A 20,388-nucleotide genomic window follows, 5' to 3' on the forward strand; every position below is an offset into this window, starting at 1 on the left:
TGTGCTGATACAGGGCGCGTCAGACTTTCCTTCTCACTTCAATAATATTTGGCAAATGGCTGATACGTGCCAGCACCAAACTAAGTTGCTCGGTATTTTCGATTTGAATTGTCATATTCAGAATCGCGGACAAATCGTCGTGGGTTTTCAACGAGGCGTTGCTGATATGTACTTTCCCGGCGGCTAATACCTGAGAAACGTCGTTCAGCAAATTTTGGGCGTTAAAGGCATGAATCAAAATCGGTACGCTGTGATGTACAGTTTGTTGACCACTCCAATCGGCTTTCAACAATTGCAATTGCTGCTCGGGCGACAGATGCCGAATATTCTCGCAGTCGCGGCGATGAATAGTGATACCGCGTTTATGCGAGATAAAGCCGATAATTTCGTCGCCTTTTACCGGCGAGCAGCAATGCGCCAGCGTGGTCACTACATTATCAATGTCGTCGATAGTGATCGCTGATTGCGTAGAGGATTTGCTGGGCACCAATTTGATCGGTGTTGGTTCCAATTCCGGAATTTTCAACGCGCCGGCCAATTGCCGGTTGTTGATGTCGCCGTGGCCTAGCGCTTCATAAAAATGTTCTGTATCCGCGAATTTAAAATGCCTTAATAATTCGTTGATATCGACGGTTTTCAAGCCTAGCCGCTTGCTTTCCTTATCCAGCAGCAATTTGCCGGCCGCAATATTTTCGGCTTGCTGTTGTTGTTTGAACCAGCTTTTTACCTTGCTGATGGCTCGCGGGGTTTTTAGGTAACCGAGATTGGGATTCAGCCAATTGTGATTGGGTTGACCGTTTTTAACGGTGATGATTTCCACCTGCTCCCCAGAGCACAGCTTGTAAGTCAAGGGCTTGATCTGGCCGTTAACTTTGGCGCCGCGGCAGCTATGACCCACCTCGGTATGGATGGCATACGCAAAATCCAACGGCGTGGCGCCCTTGACCAAGTCGATCAATTTGCCGGCAGGCGTCAGCACGAATACCCGGTCGGAGAACAGCTCGGTATGAAAGTTTTCCAGCAAGCCGTCAGTGTTATCTTTGTCTTCCAGCAGTTGTCGGAGCGAGGCGATGTTCTTCTCGGTGGCGGCGTTGAACTTGCTGCCCTCTTTATAACGCCAGTGCGCCGCCACACCCAGCTCTGCAAAGTCGTGCATGGCTTTGGTACGGATTTGAATTTCGATACGGTTGCCGTCTTCATCCAAAACTACGGTATGCAGGGACTGATAGCCGTTTTCCTTAGGGTTGGCGATGTAATCGTCGAATTCCCGCGGAATATGCTGCCAATGGCTGTGCGCCAAGCCTAGCACCATGTAGCAGGCCGACAAACTGTCCACCACCACGCGCACTGCCAATAAGTCGTACAGTTCGTTTATCGCCAGTTGCTTGCGGCGCATCTTGTTCCAGATGCTATAGATATGCTTGGGCCTACCGTAGACCTTGGCCTGTATGCCTTCCTGGTTTAAACGGTCTTGAAGTGCCGCTAAAAACCGCTCAATAAAGGCTTGGCGTTGTTCCCGATTGACAGCCAATGAGTCGGTGACAAAGCGGTAATGCTCAGGATCGGCATAACGAAACGCCAGGTCTTCCAATTCCCATTTGAATTGATTAATACCCAGGCGATTGGCGAGCGGCGCATAAATATCCAGGGTTTCCCTGGCAATGAAGCGGCGGATATTTTCTTGCTCGTGTTGGAGTCCGCGCAGCCGCTGAATGCGAAAAGCCAATTTAATCAGCACCGCCCGCACGTCATGGGTCATTGCCAGCAGCATGCGTCGCAATATCTCAGCTTGATTGGGCTGGTTTGCCATGTCGGTACTGTAAATGCTGACATTATTCAACCAGCTCACGTCTTTAACTAAGTCGGCGACTAACGGTCCGAATTGCTCGCGTATTGTCGAGTCGCTGAGTTTCCCGGCAACACGTGAATCACTGAGCAGCGCCGCCAGAATAGTTTCCAGATCGATATGCACACTCATTAAAATCGAGGCGACATCGACGCCTTTGGGGCGGAGAGTGTCCTTGCAGTTTGCCGAAAGTTGCTCGACCAGCTTCAGCGCGTGGCTTATCTGTAAGCTATCGGCGTCTGAAAATCCGGGAAACAGTTCGGTGACGGAAGAATTATTTTGAGTCATACCAATATTGTAAGACTAGCGAGGTGGGGCGGAAAATAGGGAATTTCCTGAAACTTGGGGTTCGAATCCAGGTGTCAGAGTAAACGGCTAGCGACGCGCTTTACCCGTCCGCGCTCCCCGAGTGTCTATACGGGCAAAGCTATTGGGCAAAATTCAGGACACTCTCAAGCGGCCTACTCAGGCAGTAAGAAAACCACTCAAGTATGGCCGGATTTATTAAGCCGGCCCTCAATATAGTCGCTCACGCTTATGCTTAGGCCGAGTTTTCAAGATGGATTCCCGCTTACGCGGGAATGACGGAGCAGGAAAATTTAAGTGCCCGGTTAACAGGCAGGAAATTCTAAGATTCTTAGCATTAAGTGCCTGGGAAGACAGCCATTAATAAGCATCTTTATCCGTGATTTTGCCCTTGTCGTTGACCGCCACCTTCCATTTGCTGCCACCCACCTCAATAAACAATTCGTATTCTTCGCCCACGCCGTTCGGATTAATCACCAATTCCGCCTTATGCAGCTTATAGCCGGGGAAGTTATCGGCCAGCACTTTGGTCACGTCAGGTGATATTTCTAGACCGTTGTCCAGCAGGATTTCGTTCGCAAACAACGCGCCGTCGGTTCTAAATAACTCATGCTTCAATTCGTCTTCCGTATCCTTGAAGCTGACTTCTAGTAGCTGTTGACCAAAGTGGGTTTCCTGAGTCGCTTTCAGGTCCTGCGCTTGCGGGTGTCGTTTCAAAATATTGGCCCTGACTTTATCCGGAATTGCCACGCTAGCGGAATCTTGGGCTTGAGCGGTTGATAAGCTGCTGTAAAAGGCGGTAGCGGCAAGTAAGGAAAGTAATAAAGTACGCATATGTTCTCCTGCTGTGTTGGATGCCCCAATGACTTAAAGCGCTGGGGATGGTTTCATCGTTGATTTTGCGGTATTAGCAAAAGTGGACGTTGGAAAATTCATTCAAAACCAGAACGTGCTCTTCTGAGAGCTTGAATCACTCTTGGCGCTTAACCATGGTCGATTATGCGATAAAAATAAAAATCGCCGGTAGGATTTTTCCGCGAACTTGGCATAGATCAATATTTACATATCGATTATTCTAAAAGCCATTTGATGCCTTTGAGTAGCTGGGGAGCTGATGCGGCTTGTCAGAAGCTTCCGCAGCACCAGTCTAGCGCCATGGATCGTGCCCACTTTGCCTTTTTCTAAATTGCCTATGCCGAAGCAATATCGCCGTTTTCGAGATATTTCCACCAGTGAGAAAATATTAAACACCGTGTTCCTGTTGACCATCGGGCTGGGCTATCTGATGGCCCTGGTGAATTTGTATTACACCCATCAGGGCCGCGATGGTAAGCGCGGTCTGTCGATAGACGACATTGTCATCATGTACCACGGTTCCACCACGCAATCGCGGCTGGGCGCGGCGATCAACGGCATCATGGAGCCCAATCTGAAGTACAAAAGCGATAAGGAAGTGATCTTGAAATGGATCCAGGATGGCGCGGGGCAGCCTGCTTACGAGCAAAGAATTGCGCCGATTTTGAACCGCGACTGCATCCACTGTCATAACCCGGCCGCCAACCCGGGCCTGCCCAATCTGACGCATTACGAAGGTGTCGCGGAAGTGGCGCATAAAGGCGGGGCGTCGACGCCGGCGCTGGTCAGGGTGTCGCATATTCATTTATTTGGCATTGCCTTCATCCTGTTTTTCATTGGCAAAATTTTTCTGCTCTGCGATATGAATATCTACGTCAAGCGGGTGGCGCTGGTGATTCCGTTTTTTGCAATGCTATTGGACGTGGTGTCCTGGTTTGTCACCAAGCATATTTCCGAATTTGCCTATGTGGTAGTGCTCAGCGGTGCGTTGATGGGCTTATCGATGGGCGTCCAAATATTAATGAGTGTTTATCAAATGTGGTTTTACCAAAAGGACTGATGTTTTGACTGTTTCTCCCGTTTTATCCATGACGACCAACCCGTGCGGTTGTCCGGCCATGTTAATCAGCGCCCCGGCTTCCGGGCAAGGCAAAACGACCGTCACCGCCGCTCTGGCTTACTATCATAGACAGCAAGGCCGTCGGGTTCGGGTATTCAAGACCGGCCCGGATTTCATCGATCCGCAGATTTTGGCTTACGCCAGCGGCCAGCCCGTTTATCAGCTGGATTTATGGATGATGGGCGATGCGCATTGTCGCGAACTGCTGTACCGCGCCGCCGGCGAAGCCGATCTGATCTTGATCGAAGGTGTGATGGGCTTGTTCGATGGCGACAGCAGCAGCGCCGATTTGGCCCAAGCCTTGGCGGTGCCGGTGGCTGCGGTGATCGACGCCCAGGGCATGGCGCAAACCTTTGCCGCGGTCGCATTCGGTTTGGCGAACTATCAGCCGGATTTGGCGTTCGCGGGTGTGATCGCCAATAAAGTCGGTAGCGCCGGTCACGCCAGGATGCTGCGAGAAGCCTTGCCGGCCGGCATGCCCTTGTTGGCGGCGATGAGTCGAGACGAGGCAGTCGGCTTGCCTTCCCGGCATTTGGGCTTGCTGCAGGCCGATGAAATCGGCGATCTGGATACCCGGTTGGTGCGGGCCGCGGAATTATTGAATAGCTTTACGCCCTGTGTTTTGCCCGAGCCAGCTACCTTTGCCGCCGTTTCCACCGATCTGCCGCCACGGTTGTTGCAGGGTAAACGCATCGCGGTGGCGCGCGACGCGGCATTTTCGTTTATTTATCAAGCCAATTTGGATTGTTTGCGAGCGATGGGGGCGGAGCTGTTGTTCTTCTCGCCGTTGGCTGATAGTGCTTTGCCGGAGGCCGATAGCGTTTACTTGCCGGGCGGCTACCCGGAACTGCATCTGCAAGCTTTAGCCGACAACTTGGCGATGAAGCAGGCTTTAACCGAGCATCATCAGGTCGGCAAAGCCATCTATGCCGAATGCGGCGGCTTTTTGTATTTGCTGGATAGTCTGGCTGATAAAGAAGGCCAGCGAGCGGCGATGGTAGGCTTGTTACCCGGCAGCGCAGTCATGCAAACCCGCTTGGCCAATTTGGGTATGCACAGTCTGCAATTGGCGCAGGGCGAGATTCGCGGTCACAGTTTTCATTTTTCCAAGCTGGAAACCACGCTGGAGCCGATTGTGGTTTCCTCGCCGCAACGCAGCTTTGGTCATGGCGAGGGCTTTTTCCGCAACGGCTCCTTACAAGCCTCCTATCTGCACTTGTATTTTTCTTTCAATCCGAAACTTGCTGCCGGTTTTTTCTAGGCTTTGCAGAACGATTAAAACTGTTTCACGGCCAGGGTCTATGGGATAATGTGCGGCTTTCACCGGCCAGACAACAGCAGGTACTAAAATGGATGAAAACAAGAAAAAGGCGCTGGGCGCCGCCTTGATGCAGATCGAAAAGCAATTCGGCAAGGGCTCCGTGATGCGGATGGGCGATGTCGCTGCCAGCCGCGACATCGAAGTCGTATCAACCGGTTCGCTGTCCTTGGATATTGCGCTGGGTGTCGGCGGTTTGCCGCGCGGCCGGATTATCGAAATTTATGGCCCGGAGTCATCCGGTAAAACCACCTTGACGCTGCAAACCATTGCCCAGATGCAAAAGCTGGGCGGCACGGCGGCCTTCGTAGACGCCGAGCATGCGCTGGACCCTATCTACGCGCAAAAGATCGGCGTCAACATCGACGACTTGCTGGTCTCGCAGCCTGATACCGGCGAGCAAGCCCTGGAAATCACCGATATGTTGGTGCGCTCCGGCGCGGTCGACATTGTGGTGGTCGACTCGGTGGCCGCTCTAACACCCAAGGCCGAAATCGAAGGCGATATGGGCGACTCGCACATGGGCTTGCAAGCGCGCTTGATGTCGCAAGCCTTGCGCAAACTGACCGCCAATATCAAACGTTCCAACACTTTGGTGATTTTCATCAACCAGTTGCGGATGAAAATTGGGGTGATGTTTGGTAACCCGGAAACCACTACCGGCGGTAATGCGCTGAAGTTTTATGCCTCGGTGCGACTGGATATTCGCCGCATCGGCGCGATCAAGAAAGGCGACGAGGTGATCGGTAACGAGACCCGCGTTAAAGTGGTCAAAAACAAAGTGGCGCCGCCGTTCAAGCAAGCCGATTTCGAAATCCTCTATGGCGAAGGCGTGTCCTTCTTCGGCGAGTTGGTGGACTTGGGCGTGGAATTCGGCTTCGTCCAAAAATCCGGTTCCTGGTATGCCTACAACAACGAGAAAATCGGCCAGGGCAAGGATAACGCCAAGCAGTTTTTGCGCGATAACCCGGATAAGGCCGCCGAATTGGAAAAAGCGATTCGTGAGAAAGCCTTTGCCAAATTAGCCACAGCGCCGGCAGCAGTCAGTGAAGACGACGACGCCGAGTTTGTCGACGGCGATTGAGCGCCGGCAACAGATCGAAGCGGTTTGCCTAAGGTTGTTGGCCCGGCGCGAACATAGCCGCCGGGAACTGCTGGATAAACTGGCCTTGCGCGGTTTTGACCGCGACGACGTTGAACCGGTTATCGATCAGATAGCCGAGCAGAACTGGCAAAACGATGCACGCTATGCCGAGTGCTATGTCCGACAACGTATCCAGAATGGCTATGGCCCGATGCGAATTCGCTACGAACTGCAACAGCGCGGTATCAACGACGCCGATCTGGATGCACAGGCCGAGGAGCAAGGCGGCTGGCAAAATGTGCTGCTGGATGTGTATTCGCGTAAATACGACGACGAAAAATCGCTGACCCAAAACGAATGGTTGAAGCGCAGTCGCTTTTTACAGCAACGCGGCTTCAGCGGCGAGATGATCAAGCGCTTGTTTGCGGAATTGAAAATAAAATTGGCTAGAGCGGATGCCAATACGCATGCAAAGTAAACTAAGTTGGCATTTGGCGGACCCAATCGTGCATTCCGCGATCCGCCTCGGTTTCCTGCTAGGCCTTTCGGGAGCGAATTTATGAAAGTTACACTGCCGCTAAAAGAAATGTCGGTTGCCGAGAAAATTGGCATGATGGAAGAGCTATGGAACGATTTATCCACTCGAGCAGCTGACTATTCATCACCTGATTGGCATGGTCATTTGTTGGCGGAAAGAAAGCGCCTGGCGGAGTCGGGTGAGATTGGTTTTACGGATTGGGAAGCAGCAAAGCGGGAAATTCAAGATAGGATTCGATGAAAATTCGAATTTTTGACAGCGCGAAATTTGATTTGCTGGATGGCTTTGAGTTTTACGAGCGGCAACAAGAGGGCGTCGGCCGTTATTTTTTGGACTCTCTTTATGCGGATATTGATTCGCTGGCTCTTTATGCCGGCATTCATCCCCAAAAGTTTGCTGACTTTCATCGGCTGTTAGCAAGAAGCTTTCCGTATGCGATTTATTACACTGTCGATGATGAATTTGTTTCTGTTTATGCCGTGATGGATTGTCGGCAAGACCCTATAAATATTAAAGCGCGTTTGGAAAATGAGCGAATTAGGCGATGGGGTGATTGACTTTAATAGCTTTGGGATTCGCGGAGCCCGTAGGATGTGCTGAACGAAGTGAAGCGCATCGATCGCGATTGATGCAGCTCTGGCATCGGCACATGCTTACAAACAATTTGTTAAAACGAAAAACATTGAAGTAACCACAATGAAAAAAATGACTAGCGCCGAATTGCGGGCCGCCTTTTTGGAATTCTTTCGCCAACACGGCCACGCCGTGCGTCCCTCCAGTTCGCTGGTGCCGGGTAATGATCCGACCTTGTTGTTTACCAACGCCGGGATGGTGCAATTCAAAGACGTATTCCTGGGGCGGGAAAAGCTCGATTTCACCCGTGCCGCCACCAGCCAACGCTGCGTGCGGGCCGGCGGCAAGCATAACGATTTGGAAAACGTCGGTTATACGGCGCGCCATCACACCTTCTTCGAGATGCTGGGTAATTTCAGTTTCGGCGATTATTTCAAGCGCGATGCGATTCATTTTGCCTGGGACTTCCTGACCAAGGAGCTGGGCATTCCCAAAGAAAGGCTGTGGGTGACGGTATTTGATGAAGATTCCGAAGCCGAAGCGATCTGGTTGGAAGACGTCAAACACGATCCCAAGCGCTTCTCACGCATCGGCGCCAAGGACAATTTCTGGTCGATGGGCGATGTTGGCCCCTGCGGTCCTTGTACCGAGATTTTCTACGATCATGGCGAACACGTGGCCGGCGGCCCTCCCGGCAGCCCGGACGAAGACGGCGACCGTTACATCGAAATCTGGAATTTGGTGTTCATGCAATACGACCGCGACAAGGACGGTAATTTGACGCCGCTGCCCGCGCCATCGGTCGATACCGGCATGGGCCTGGAAAGGATTTCGGCGGTAATGCAGGGCGTGCACAGCAACTACGAAATCGACCTGTTCCAAAACCTGTTAAAAGTCGCCGCGCAACTGGCAGGCACCACCGACTTGGCGAATAGCTCCTTGCGGGTCATCGCCGACCACATTCGTTCTTGCGCTTTCATGGTCGCTGACGGTGTGTTGCCGTCGAATGAAGGTCGCGGTTACGTGTTGCGCCGAATTATCCGGCGGGCGATTCGGCACGGTTACCGCTTGGGCATTCAGGATACGTTCTTCTATAAACTGGTCGCGCCGTTGGTTGCCGAGATGGGCGCGGCCTATCCGGAACTGGCGAATGCCCAGGAACAAGTCGAACGGGTGCTGAAAAAAGAAGAAGAGCGCTTTGCGGAAACCCTCGAACAGGGCATGAAAATTCTGGAAGCCTGCGTCGCCAAAATGGACGGCCATGTCATCCCCGGCGATGTGGTGTTTTTGCTGTACGACACCTATGGTTTCCCGGTCGATTTGACCGCCGACTTCGCCCGCGAGCACAAACTGAGTGTCGACCACGCTGGTTTCGAAGTGGAAATGGCCGCTCAGCGTGACCGGGCGCGGGCCGGCGGTACGTTCGCCGCTGATTACGATCAAGACATCAAACACGACAGCAGCACCGAATTTACCGGTTATTTTCATCTGGACGGCTCGGTACAAATTCTGGGCTTGTTCAAGCAAGGCCAGCCGGTCGAGGCTTTGGAAGCCGGCGACGAAGGTGTGGTGATTCTGGATCAAACCCCATTCTATGCGGAATCCGGCGGCCAAGTGGGCGACACTGGGCGCATCGAATGTGGCGACGCGGTATTCGAAGTACACGACACCCAGAAACAGGGCGGTAAATTGTTCCTGCATAAAGGCAAAGTGTTGCGCGGCACGCTCAGCGAAGGCCAAGCTTGCGAAGTCAGCGTCGATGCCGAAATCCGCAAAGCGACCGAACGCAATCACTCGGCGACGCACTTATTGCACGCCGCGCTGCGGGCGACCTTGGGCGAGCATGTTCAGCAAAAAGGTTCGCAGGTTAATTCCGAACGCTTACGTTTCGACTTTTCGCATTTCGAACCGATGACGCCAGCGGAAATTGCGACCGTCGAACGCTTGGTCAACGAACAGATTCGTTTAAACAACGCGGTCGCCGCCGAAATCATGGCCAAGGACGATGCGGTGAAAGCCGGGGCGATGGCCCTGTTCGGCGAGAAATACGGCGATGAAGTGCGGGTATTGACGATGGGTGATTTTTCCACGGAGCTTTGCGGTGGCACCCACGTGCAACGTACCGGCGACATCGGCTTGTTCAAAATCATCGGCGAAACCGGCGTCGCGGCCGGCGTCAGACGTCTGGAAGCCGTGACCGGTCAAGGGGCCTTGGATTGGATCGACCAGCGCGAAAAAGCTCTGCTCAGCATCGCCGGTTTATTGAAAGCCGCACCGGACAAAGCCGCCGACAAGGTCCATCAACTGATGGAAAAAACTCGTGGCCTTGAAAAAGAACTGGAAAAACTCAAAGCCAAATTAGCCAGCTCGGCTGGTGACGAAATGACCAGCCAAGCCGTCGATGTCAACGGCGTGAAAGTGCTGGCCGTAAAATTGGACGACGTCGACCCAAAAGCCTTGCGCGACTTGGCTGATCAGTTGAAAAACAAACTGGGTAGCGCAGCCTTGGTCTTGGCGGCGGTCAGCGGCGATAAAGTCAGCCTGATTGCCAGCGTATCCAAGGATGCGATGGACAAGATTAAGGCCGGCGAACTGGTTAATTTTGTCGCTACTCAAGTTGGTGGTAAAGGCGGCGGCCGCCCGGACATGGCGCAGGCTGGTGGTAGCGATCCGGCTGGATTGCCGGCGGCGTTGGCGGCAGTGCCGGAGTGGGTGAGGGAACGTTTGCCTGGTTAATTTCGGAGAAGGCTATGACAAATGCAGAAACTAGGTCTCCGAATTGGCATAAGGCGATTCTAAAACAGAGGATGGACTTGCTTAAGTCAAATCAAGCTGAGTTGCTTACTTTGCAACAATTACGCGGCCTATTGAAAGCTGCCAATACCGAAGATGTTCGGGATCGCAACGATAGGGTTTGTAGGCTTGAATTAGGCCGATAGGCATTTCTGGCGGTGATGTGTCGCTATCGCGACGGATTGTTTTGAAGTCGGTTCTCGCACCGACGGGCGAGATGCTTTCTTTTGCATCGCCAAAAGAAAGTATCCAAAGAAAAGGCGACCCGAATGCCGCTTATTCCCTGCGCTCCTCGCTTTTGACGGGGGTTGCCGAAAGGGGCTTCCTGCCCCTTCGTCAACGCGATGCATCCCTGCATCGCCCCTGTGGGCTAATCCCGGCGAAAGCTCCGGTGCTCGGCGCGGCATACGGGACAAAACCCGCCTCCAATGTAGGTTGGGTTAGCGATAGCGTAACCCAACAATTCGGAACGGCAAGCGTTGGGCTAAGGCTGGTTTTTGTAGGCTAAGTTGTATGAAACGAAACCCAGTATTGACGATTTTTCTGGGTTTCGCGTTGCTCAAACCTATGCTACTAAAATATATTGCCAGCGTTATGAGGTGTAGCATTCGTGATCGATGCGCTTCACTTTGTATGGGCTAATTTTTAGTATTTGTCGAACTGTCAGTATCAACAAAAATAATTTGGAAGGGAAAATCTAGTGGCATCGTTATTTTTAAATCGATTGAGTACAGAAGACAGGCAGGTATTAGAAATTAAACTGCATCGCATCCAAGGAGGGAATTGCTTTATTTGTGAGCAGGCAATCGATTTGCAAGTACACAAAGGGGCGGTAGATATTGACCATGTTGTTCCTTTGAAACTTGGTGGTAAAGACGATGAAGATAATTTTGCGTTAGCTCACGCAAGTTGCAATAGAAGTAAACAAGCTTCTAACCTCAAAGTTGCGAGAGTGCTTCAACGTTTCGCGCGATTAAAAGAAACTTTGGAGCCAGAAAATCGTAGCCCAAACCTTGGCGATATTCTCAAACAGGTTGGAGGAGGATGTCATGAGCTGGGTTTCAACCTAGCTGATGCGGGCTTTACCTACAGTCTGAGTGAATTAGGAAATAATACCCTCTTCAACGTGCCGGTGTATGAAGATGAGATGAGTGGTTTTCGGTATTTCTTCGCCAGAATCCCAATTGAATATCTTGCTCATGACAACCATATCAATCCGCGGTCAATTGGTCCTAACATCTCAAAACTTATAGAAGAGTTTTATCAGAAGCGCCCGCAATTGCATGTACCATTGGGTTGGGTTCGGTCAGATAACAACAAATGCGCAATCCACATCTTTGATGGTCAACATAAGGCTGCTGCTCAAATCATGCTGGGTGCACGATACTTACCCGTTCGAGTATTCATCGATCCTGATCCAGACACGCTGATTACGACGAACACCAACGCGGGAACAACTCTCAAGCAAGTAGCATTTGATAAATCAGTACAAAGACATCTTGGTAGTTCGCTATATCACGACCGCATAGCCCGTTTTCAAAAGGAAACGGGGCGTAGTGAAGATGATCTTGGATTTTCGGAACGGGACCTGGTGAATCACTTCAAAGGACAGTCTAGGGAAATTAAACGCTATATCCTTGATGCGTTGCGGGATGGTGTAATTTCTGACCCAGATAATAAGCTAAGAGATTACATCGATTTTGGCGGTCGAGGAAAAGAGCGTCCACTGTCATACAGTACCATCGAGAAGACCTTTTACTCGTTCTTCGTTTATCAGGAAGTATTAGAGGCACCTATAAATTTTCATCTTGAAGAAGGTTCCAATCCACGACAACTGGAGCGAGAGCAAATTCTCAAATTGATGAATCTCGCGGCTGAGGAAATTTACGTTGATAAATTTGATCCAGAGATTGGTACAGATAAAATCGAAAACCGATTGCAAAACGGTGAATCATTTAACCATGATCATTTGCGTGCTTTTCGAATGAGCAAGGAGGAGATCGTATATAACTGGTTGCAATATTCTGGTCAGATTGCTAGACAGTATTTCATTATGCAAGGTCGTCCCGATCCGCAAGGACGACTTTTTCAATATCCGTTTCCAGAGCAGGTTTGGGAAAATATGCGCAAGTTTCTACAGAACTTGGCTTCCCTTCCGCTTTGGGTGAATACTGATCTTTCCGCCACAGTATTTGGTGGAAAACAAAACAATAGTTTCTGGAAGACCGTTTTTGAGACTGGCAGAACGCCGCAAGGCATGGAAGTGCTAGTAAGGCCACTCAACTTGATTGAGATGATCAAATAAACGAACGTAAATTGCATTCATTTTAGCTCTTGAGTTTTGAGATGGTTTACATCCCGTATGCCGAGCCGAGCACCGGAGTTTTTGGCGGGATTAGCCCGAATGGGCAGGAAGCCCCTTTCCAACCCCCGCCGAAAGCGAGGAGCGCAGGAAAAATGCGGCGTCTGGGTGTCTTTTCTTTTGGATACTTTTCTTTGGACAAGCAAAGAAAAGTATCTCGGCTGTCGGTCCGAGATCCGACGTTAAAATAATCCGTTGCGATAGCGACACATTATTATTGCAGGTTTTAAATTAGTCGGAATAGGCCCTAACCATGTTGACTTACCAAACCACAGACAAAACAGTCAATTTAAGTTTTTCTAAGGAGTTTCTATCGGCCCATGAATTAACAAGATTGATCGAAATGCTGCGTGTTAAAGAGCTGATTTCCAAAAGCCAAATGTCCGATGATGACGCAAGCTTGCTTGATAATGAACTGAAAGAAAATTGGTGGCGGGAGAATCAAGAAAGGTTTCTGGCAAAAATTAAATGAAACCGGTGATTGTCGATACCAATATCGTTTTTTCGGCGTTGGTGAATAAAAACTCCAAAATAGCCACATTATTGTTGCGCTCGGAGCAGCCTTTATTGATGCCAAAATATGGGTTTGTGGAACTGTTCAAATACAAAGAAAAAATCTGTGCGGTCAGCAAACACTCCGAAGATGAAGTCCTAGAGCTGCTTTATGAATTGATCCGACATATTGATTTCTTTGACGAAAATAGTATCTCGGCCGAAGCTTTACAAAAAGCATGGGCATTGGTGAAAGATGTGGACGCTAAGGATTTGTTGTTTGTTGCGCTGACCATTGAAATGGGCGGCTTGTTATGGACCGGCGACAAGCAGTTGCGAATGGGGCTTGACGCACTCGGCTTTGATGCGTTCTTTTTACCAACCGATGACGCCGGATAATTTTGCATCGGCTAAATAGGTATCTCGCGTTAAAATTGTCCGTTGTCTTGGCGACATCAAACAATAAATCGCCAAGTAAGCAAAAATCCTAATGAAGAGATCGCATTCGATTTTCCTCACTCCAACCCTCTCCGGCAAGGCGAGGGAGTAATAAAAGCCAAAAGGTCAATAAAAACATGGCATTGTACGTCTATAAATTTGGCGGCACTTCCGTTGGTACGGTGGAACGTATCAAGGCGGTCGCCGAGAAAGTGAAAAAAGCCCGCGATGCGGGCGATCAGATTGTGGTGGTGGTGTCGGCGATGAGCGGCGAAACCAATCGCCTAGTGGCCTTGGCGAAAGAGTTGCAGCCGCAGCCGACCGACCGGGAGTTGGACGTGTTGCTGTCCACAGGCGAGCAAGTCACCATCGCTTTGCTATCGATGGCCTTGCACCAAATCGGTTGCGAGGCGCGTTCCTACACCGGCGCGCAAGTGCGGATACTTACCGATAGCGCGCATACCAAGGCGCGGATTCGGGAAATCGACGAAGCTAATATGCGTGCCGATTTGGATGCCGGCCGGGTCGTGGTTGTAGCCGGATTCCAGGGCGTGGACGAGCACGGCAACATCACGACCTTGGGTCGCGGCGGCTCGGATACCACCGGCGTAGCTTTGGCGGCGGCCTTGAAAGCCGACGAATGCCATATCTATACCGACGTGGACGGCGTCTATACGACCGACCCGCGCGTGGTGCCAAAAGCTCGCCGATTGGATCGCATCACGTTTGAAGAAATGCTGGAAATGGCCAGCCTGGGTTCCAAAGTTTTGCAAATCCGCTCGGTCGAGTTCGCCGGCAAATACAATGTCAAATTGCGCGTGTTGTCTTCGTTTATGGAAGGCAACGGTACCCTTATTACCTACGAGGAATCAGAAATGGAAAGAGCGTTAATTTCAGGCATCGCGTTTAACCGGGACGAGGCCAAGTTGACCTTGACTGGTGTGCCTGATCTGCCGGGCGTGGCGTCGAAAATCCTGGGGCCTATCGCCGCCGAGAATATCGAAGTGGATATGATTGTGCAGAACATCTCCGCGCATGGCACCACCGATTTTACCTTTACCGTCAACCGCAACGATTTCGCCCGCGCGCAGAAAGTGTTGGACGGTTTGCGCGCCGATCTGGGCGGCAATACCACGGTGATCGGTGATAACAGTATCGTCAAAGTGTCGATTGTCGGCGTCGGTATGCGTTCGCATGCCGGTATCGCCAGCACCATGTTTAAAGTGCTGGCCGACGAGGGTATCAATATCCAAATGATCTCGACATCCGAAATCAAGATTTCCGTGGTGGTCGACGAGAAGTACCTGGAACTGGCGGTGCGTGCGTTACACAAAGCGTTTGGTCTCGATCAGGAGTAGTTCCGGCACTCTAATGTTTGCTCGTTGCGAGCGCTAGAGAGTCAATAAATCCCCAGTTTTTTGTATCGTATTCAGATGCAAGGCTGGGGATTTTTTTTGAATGTCCTTTTCAAAAACTATGTTAAATAACTTAAAAATAACGAGGCATTTCCCTGATTTTTTCTGGTTTTTTATAAGGCATTTACTTTTAGTCAATATAATCAAACGATTATATTTTGGCATCTTTTATGCTGTTTAGCTCCGGTGGATTTTAAATTTTTTCTGCGTGAGGTATCTGAATGGCTCAAGAATTAATTGTTGTAAATCAAGAAGTCGTGGCACAGCAAATCAATACTGCTGGCTTGATGCTGGGGGCGGGTTTGGCGGTGGCGTCAATGATCTTGGTACCTGCCTTGGCGATGCGTCTTGGTTTGAGCGCGAGTTTGACTGGCGCACTGAGAATTGCATTGATGAAGGCATCCAGCCGAGCCGCACACGGCAAACGATGATCGCAGTCGCTACCTCAGCGGATGTATTGATTGGTCAGCTTCAGATTGATCGATCATTTCCTGCTTGCGCTGGCCTTGTCAGCGTATGATTTTGTTTTCGCTCGTGCCGTGTTTACCAAGGTTATTTAGGCGCTATAATCCGCACATGTGCACAGGTAATAAGTGAGTTCGTGTAACAATGGATGATAATAAGAAAAGCTGCGATCTTTGCGGGCTAGCTGTTGAAGTGGAAGGGTTTAGATTAAAAACCCTGCAAGGCGACAAGCGCTTTTGCTGCGAGGGCTGCAAGGGAATCTATCAAATGTTGCACGAGGCACAGGTTTTACCTGAAGACGCCGACGATTCAACCCAGCCCCAGCCTTAACCAGCGACGAGGACGCATATGGCTCATGTTCACAATCAAAAAAAGAACTCGAACGATTCATCCATGACTAAGCAGGTGGTGGCTGGTACACTAGCCACTGCAACTGTAAACACTGGAGGAAAATTGATGACTAAATTAGCGAAACACCCTCTGTTGGTGTTCGGTGCAGGCATGGTGGCGGGCTATTTTGTGTACAAATACAGAAAGGAAATTATTTCCAGCGCCACAAAAACGATTGATGCCGGCAAGGATTTTGTATTGCATCAAAAAGAAAACCTCGAAGACATCGTTGCCGAAGCGAAAGAAGGCAATTAACCCCGTTCGATTCTTGGACATTTGGCTGTAACTTGAAACGGGTGGTCGTTGCCATGGCAGGACCGCCCGTTTTACTTTTCCCTGTTGACTATGGCTATCCAAAAAGAATTTGTACTACGTTACCGCCATGACGGTCATGTGCGTTTTCAGGTGCCCGCGCAAGCTTGTCAACCGACTGCGGCGAACTTGATAAGCACCAAGCTCGCTGCGATTAGCGGCGTGCACTCGGTGAACCTTTATCGTGGGCAGGGCAAATTATCAATCCGTTACGATGGGGCTGTCTGTGGCTTTACCAGTTTGGCGGCACAGCTGTTTCAAATTCTTGCCGAGCTGGAACAGCAAGGTTATTTCGACAGTAAGCCGTTAGCGGAGAAGGCTAAAAAGTCTGTTCTCGGCATTAAAAAGCGCTTGAAAAGCACCCGGGTTGGTGGCTGGTTCAGTGATAAATATCAAGCCGGCAAGGAAACGGTACAGGCGGCCAAAATTATCGGCAAAGTCAGTACCAAAGGCCCGAAAGCCCTGTTTAAAGATCCCGAAAAAGCCACGATAGATTTCTTGAATGATGTGCTGGTCTTGTATTTGATAAAAACCCACTGGACCCGCATCACGCAGGAGTGGCTGGTCAAACCCATCGTGCATCGTTACGAGTGGATGGCGGTGTTTTATATGTTTTTCTTATTAGTACGTTCGCGCCGGCCCAAGTAGAGATTGTCAACGCCCATCCTATGATTTCCATAGGATCGGCTCGCTAGTCCATCAAATCCTCAGTCGCCCATGGAAACCGATACTCTAAATTACGCGCATTTTTCCGTTCGACATCAGCTAAAAAATCGGATTCGGATCATTACGCCGGTGTTGCTTAACGACCCGGAGCGTGGCTATATCCTGGAAATCCTGCTGAAAAAGCGCCCGGAAATTAAAAGTGTGCGCTCGGTGTTTGAAATCGGTTCGGTAGTCATCGAATTCGATTCCAGCCTTTTGCCGGCAAAAAACTTGCTGATCATGTTGGACGCGGTGTTGGGTAATATCGCGTTAAAGCAGACTGAGTTAAAAAAAGACAAGAAAAAAGCATTCGACGGGCCCCTGCAAGAAGTTGATTTAGCCGTGCAAGGCATGAGTTGCGCGTCCTGCGCGCTATTGATCGAAATGGTGTTAAACCGCGACGAACGGGTTAAAAAAGCCGGCGTCAATTTTGCCACTGAAACCGTGACGGTGCAGGGCCAGATCAGCAAGGCGGAGGTGATCGATAAAATCGAAAAACTGGGTTATAGCGCCATGCCCATCGACACGCTGTCGCAGCGGAAGAAGCTCATCGAAAAGGAGTTGCAACGAATTGACGTAGCCCGGCGTCGATTTGTATGGGCAGGGCTGTTAACCACACCCGTGGTGACGATAGCCATGATGATGGGCGGCCGAACCTGGATGCATTGGTTGCAGTTTGCGCTGACCACGCAAGTCGTATTTGGCACAGGCTGGCAATTTTTCAGCAAGGCGTATCGGCTGGCTAAACAACGCGCGGCCAACATGGATAGCTTGATCGCGCTGGGCGTGGGTTCCGCTTACGGCTACAGTATTCCGTCCCTGTTCCGGCGGCGCGGGCATGTGTATTTCGAAGCCGCCGCCGCTATCATCACCTTTGTGTTGCTGGGGCGTTATCTTGAAGAACGGGCCAGAGGCAAAGCCGGGGAAGCGATCCGCAAGTTGGTGGATTTGCAACCACAAACCGCGACTTTACTGGCAGATGACGGCAGCGAGCGCAGCATCGATGTAGACGAAATTAAGATCGACGATGTGATGCTGGTCAGGCCGGGTGAAAAAATTCCCACCGACGGCGTGGTGATTGCTGGTCTTTCCACGGTCGATGAGGCAATGATCACCGGCGAAAGCATGCCGGTGGTGAAAAGTGTCGGCCATGCCGTGATCGGCGGTTGTGTCAACGGCAATGGCGTATTGCATGTCAAGGCCACGGCGGTAGGCATGGATACGGTGCTGGCGGGTATTGTGCATATGGTCGATCAAGCCCAGGCCGCCAAGCTGCCGATTCAAAAACAGGTCGATAAAATCTCGGCAGTGTTCGTGCCGGCGGTGATGGCGATTTCCGGTGCAACGCTGGTGGGGTGGCTGTTGGCCGGCGCGCCGTTTGCGTTTGCTTTCGGTAATGCCATCACCGTTTTGTTGATTGCTTGTCCCTGCGCGTTGGGACTGGCGACGCCGGCGGCTATCATGGTCGGCACGGGTCAAGCCGCTAAGCAGGGTGTATATATCCGCAACGGCGAAAGTCTGGAAATCGCCAGTAAATTGAATGCCATTGTTTTCGATAAGACCGGCACCATCACAGAAGGCAAACCCCGGGTAAGCAAGGTCTATAAATTATCTCGTCTGGCTGAAAACAAGGTAATCATGTTGGCGGCATCCGCCGAAAACAACTCCGAGCATTTTCTCGGCAAAGCCGTGGTGGCCTATGCCCGCGACGCGGGTGTCGAGTTACAGGATTGTGCTTATTTTTATAGCGAAACCGGTCACGGTATTCGCGCCGAGGTAGACGGTTATAAATTATTGCTGGGCAATCGGGCCTGGCTGGAAAATCAGCAAGTTAATGTAAGCCGCTTAGTGGAGCAAGCCGACAATTTTGCTGATCAAGGGCAAACCCCGGTTTATATGGCGATCAACGGGAAGGAAGCGGCTATATTCGCGATTGCCGACAATCCACGCCCGGAAGCTGCAGCCGCTATTGCGCGGCTGCACGAATTGGGTATTAAAACCATGATGGTCACTGGCGATACCGAAAGAACCGCTTATTGCATCGCGGATACGGTCGGCATCGCGGATGTAGTCGCTAATGCCAAGCCCGAGCAAAAGCTGCAAATCATTCGCCAGTTGCAGGATGAAGGGCACAATGTCGGCATGATAGGTGATGGCATCAATGATGCGCCGGCGCTGGCCGCGGCCAATGTTGGCTTTGCAGTTGGCAGCGGTACGGACATTGCCATCGAATCAGCCGATCTGACGCTGGTGCAAGGTGATATAGGCAAGGTCACGGATACTATCGAACTTAGCGCATTTACCATTCGCGTCATTAAACAAAATCTATTCTGGGCGTTCGGTTACAACACTATAGCGATACCGGTGGCGGCACTGGGCAAGCTCAATCCGATGATCGCCTCCGCGGCGATGGCCTTGAGCTCGGTGTCTGTCATCGTCAATTCACTTCGATTGAACAAATAAATGGAACACAATATGGAAGGTATGGATCATGCCATGCACGGCATGACCGAAATGGCTGCGGCCACGGGATTTGATTACTCCCTGGCGTTCGTTGCCGGATTCTTGGGTAGCGGGCACTGCCTGGGGATGTGCGGGGCGCTAGTATCCGGTTACTTCATGCGAGCTGGGAAAAGCCGCAGTTATCTACCTTATATTGCCTATCAAGCCGCTCGCATTTCCGTGTATACCCTGATCGGCGTATTGGCTGCTTCTTTGGGCGTAGTGCTGGTATCCAGCGGCTTGTTCGGCAAAATCCAAAGTATCTTGCAAATGTTGATGGGCACGGTGGTCATTGTGTTGGCGCTGGGCGTATTGGGCTGGATACCTTGGCAAGGCTCGATACGCTTGATTCCCATGCAAGTATTACGCAAAGGCTATGCTGCGGCGAATCAAAAAGGGCCCCTACTAGGTTCGGTTATCGCTGGCCTATTGAATGGTTTGATGCCCTGTATGTTGACGTTTGCTATGGCCGTGAAAGCTACCACGGCTGCTACGTTGCTCGAGGGTGGCGCGTTGATGTTGGCATTTGGAGTAGGGACTTTACCGATGATGCTGTTTATCAGCGTCGCCTTCGGCAAAATGAGTGTGAAATTACGAGGTTTAATGTTGAAAGCGGCGGCGTTCATCATGCTGTTAATGGGGGCCAATACCATTAACAACGGTTTGAGTTTTTACAAAGATCAAAACTTCAACCACAGTCATTTTCTGGTGTTTGTGCAGGATAAACTTGATGAACTAATCGTTTTTCTGCACGAAACCCTCAATTACATCGGCAGCATGCTGAGCAGTATTCAAGGTGTGTGATTGCAATTCGGCGAGTTGATCGAACTTAGTGCTGGAAAAGTTCGAAATTACAGGTATAATGCGCGAATGA

Annotated in this window: 19 protein-coding genes; 17 read left to right on the top strand and 2 right to left on the bottom strand. The window is 50.8% G+C overall.

The window, feature by feature from the left end; genetic code table 11:
• Positions 1-19: 19 nt before the first annotated feature.
• Together DDY07_RS02175 and DDY07_RS02180 are read right to left on the bottom strand one after the other, a co-directional pair.
• Positions 20-2,134: a bifunctional (p)ppGpp synthetase/guanosine-3',5'-bis(diphosphate) 3'-pyrophosphohydrolase gene (locus DDY07_RS02175; RefSeq protein ID WP_171694635.1), complete on the bottom strand. Its 2,115-nt coding sequence runs from the start codon at positions 2,132-2,134 to the stop codon at positions 20-22.
• Between the two features lie 378 nt (positions 2,135-2,512).
• The gene (locus tag DDY07_RS02180) at positions 2,513-2,986 is read right to left on the bottom strand and encodes a hypothetical protein (RefSeq protein WP_171694636.1); all 474 of its coding nucleotides are present in this window, start codon (positions 2,984-2,986) and stop codon (positions 2,513-2,515) included.
• Between the two features lie 358 nt (positions 2,987-3,344).
• Between DDY07_RS02180 and DDY07_RS02185 the strand changes: the two genes are divergently transcribed.
• The 17 genes from DDY07_RS02185 (at position 3,345) to DDY07_RS02265 (ending at position 20,318) form a co-directional block, all read left to right on the top strand.
• Positions 3,345-4,067 (top strand): hypothetical protein, encoded by a 723-nt coding sequence (locus DDY07_RS02185; RefSeq protein ID WP_171694637.1) that lies wholly within the window; start codon positions 3,345-3,347, stop codon positions 4,065-4,067.
• A gap of 28 nt (positions 4,068-4,095) precedes the next feature.
• Complete coding sequence (locus DDY07_RS02190; protein WP_253734382.1) at positions 4,096-5,388, top strand: cobyrinate a,c-diamide synthase; 1,293 nt, start codon at positions 4,096-4,098, stop codon at positions 5,386-5,388.
• 88 nt (positions 5,389-5,476) lie between these two features.
• Positions 5,477-6,529 (top strand): recombinase RecA, encoded by a 1,053-nt coding sequence (gene recA / locus DDY07_RS02195; RefSeq protein ID WP_171694638.1) that lies wholly within the window; start codon positions 5,477-5,479, stop codon positions 6,527-6,529.
• On the top strand, positions 6,492-7,007 hold the full coding sequence (locus tag DDY07_RS02200; RefSeq protein WP_171694639.1) for a RecX family transcriptional regulator: 516 nt from the start codon (positions 6,492-6,494) through the stop codon (positions 7,005-7,007). The genes recA and DDY07_RS02200 overlap by 38 nt, the downstream gene beginning before the upstream one ends.
• A gap of 81 nt (positions 7,008-7,088) precedes the next feature.
• Positions 7,089-7,307: an addiction module protein gene (locus tag DDY07_RS02205; RefSeq protein ID WP_171694640.1), complete on the top strand. Its 219-nt coding sequence runs from the start codon at positions 7,089-7,091 to the stop codon at positions 7,305-7,307.
• Positions 7,304-7,624 (top strand): type II toxin-antitoxin system RelE/ParE family toxin, encoded by a 321-nt coding sequence (locus DDY07_RS02210; RefSeq protein WP_171694641.1) that lies wholly within the window; start codon positions 7,304-7,306, stop codon positions 7,622-7,624. The genes DDY07_RS02205 and DDY07_RS02210 overlap by 4 nt, the downstream gene beginning before the upstream one ends.
• A 148-nt stretch (positions 7,625-7,772) precedes the next feature.
• Positions 7,773-10,376, top strand: coding sequence for an alanine--tRNA ligase (gene alaS, locus DDY07_RS02215; protein ID WP_367650906.1), 2,604 nt, complete (start codon positions 7,773-7,775; stop codon positions 10,374-10,376).
• A gap of 757 nt (positions 10,377-11,133) precedes the next feature.
• The gene (locus tag DDY07_RS02220; protein ID WP_171694643.1) at positions 11,134-12,738 is read left to right on the top strand and encodes an HNH endonuclease; all 1,605 of its coding nucleotides are present in this window, start codon (positions 11,134-11,136) and stop codon (positions 12,736-12,738) included.
• 310 nt (positions 12,739-13,048) lie between these two features.
• Entirely contained in the window at positions 13,049-13,267 is a 219-nt protein-coding gene (locus tag DDY07_RS02225) for a hypothetical protein (protein ID WP_171694644.1), read from the top strand.
• A 5-nt stretch (positions 13,268-13,272) separates the two neighbouring features.
• Positions 13,273-13,686, top strand: coding sequence for a PIN domain-containing protein (locus tag DDY07_RS02230; protein WP_171694645.1), 414 nt, complete (start codon positions 13,273-13,275; stop codon positions 13,684-13,686).
• Between the two features lie 176 nt (positions 13,687-13,862).
• The gene (locus DDY07_RS02235; protein WP_171694646.1) at positions 13,863-15,083 is read left to right on the top strand and encodes an aspartate kinase; all 1,221 of its coding nucleotides are present in this window, start codon (positions 13,863-13,865) and stop codon (positions 15,081-15,083) included.
• Between the two features lie 278 nt (positions 15,084-15,361).
• The gene (locus DDY07_RS02240) at positions 15,362-15,571 is read left to right on the top strand and encodes a hypothetical protein (protein ID WP_064009365.1); all 210 of its coding nucleotides are present in this window, start codon (positions 15,362-15,364) and stop codon (positions 15,569-15,571) included.
• 178 nt (positions 15,572-15,749) lie between these two features.
• Positions 15,750-15,935: a heavy metal translocating P-type ATPase metal-binding domain-containing protein gene (locus tag DDY07_RS02245; RefSeq protein ID WP_171694647.1), complete on the top strand. Its 186-nt coding sequence runs from the start codon at positions 15,750-15,752 to the stop codon at positions 15,933-15,935.
• A 63-nt stretch (positions 15,936-15,998) separates the two neighbouring features.
• Positions 15,999-16,250 (top strand): hypothetical protein, encoded by a 252-nt coding sequence (locus DDY07_RS02250; protein ID WP_225587427.1) that lies wholly within the window; start codon positions 15,999-16,001, stop codon positions 16,248-16,250.
• Positions 16,251-16,340: 90 nt separating this feature from the next.
• On the top strand, positions 16,341-16,955 hold the full coding sequence (locus tag DDY07_RS02255; RefSeq protein ID WP_171694649.1) for a hypothetical protein: 615 nt from the start codon (positions 16,341-16,343) through the stop codon (positions 16,953-16,955).
• Between the two features lie 69 nt (positions 16,956-17,024).
• A complete protein-coding gene (locus DDY07_RS02260; RefSeq protein WP_171694650.1) occupies positions 17,025-19,475 on the top strand; it encodes a cation-translocating P-type ATPase in 2,451 nt (816 codons plus the stop codon).
• Complete coding sequence (locus tag DDY07_RS02265; RefSeq protein ID WP_253734384.1) at positions 19,476-20,318, top strand: sulfite exporter TauE/SafE family protein; 843 nt, start codon at positions 19,476-19,478, stop codon at positions 20,316-20,318.
• Positions 20,319-20,388: the final 70 nt, after the last annotated feature.

The organism is Methylomonas sp. ZR1 (genome assembly GCF_013141865.1).
GTDB lineage: Bacteria > Pseudomonadota > Gammaproteobacteria > Methylococcales > Methylomonadaceae > Methylomonas.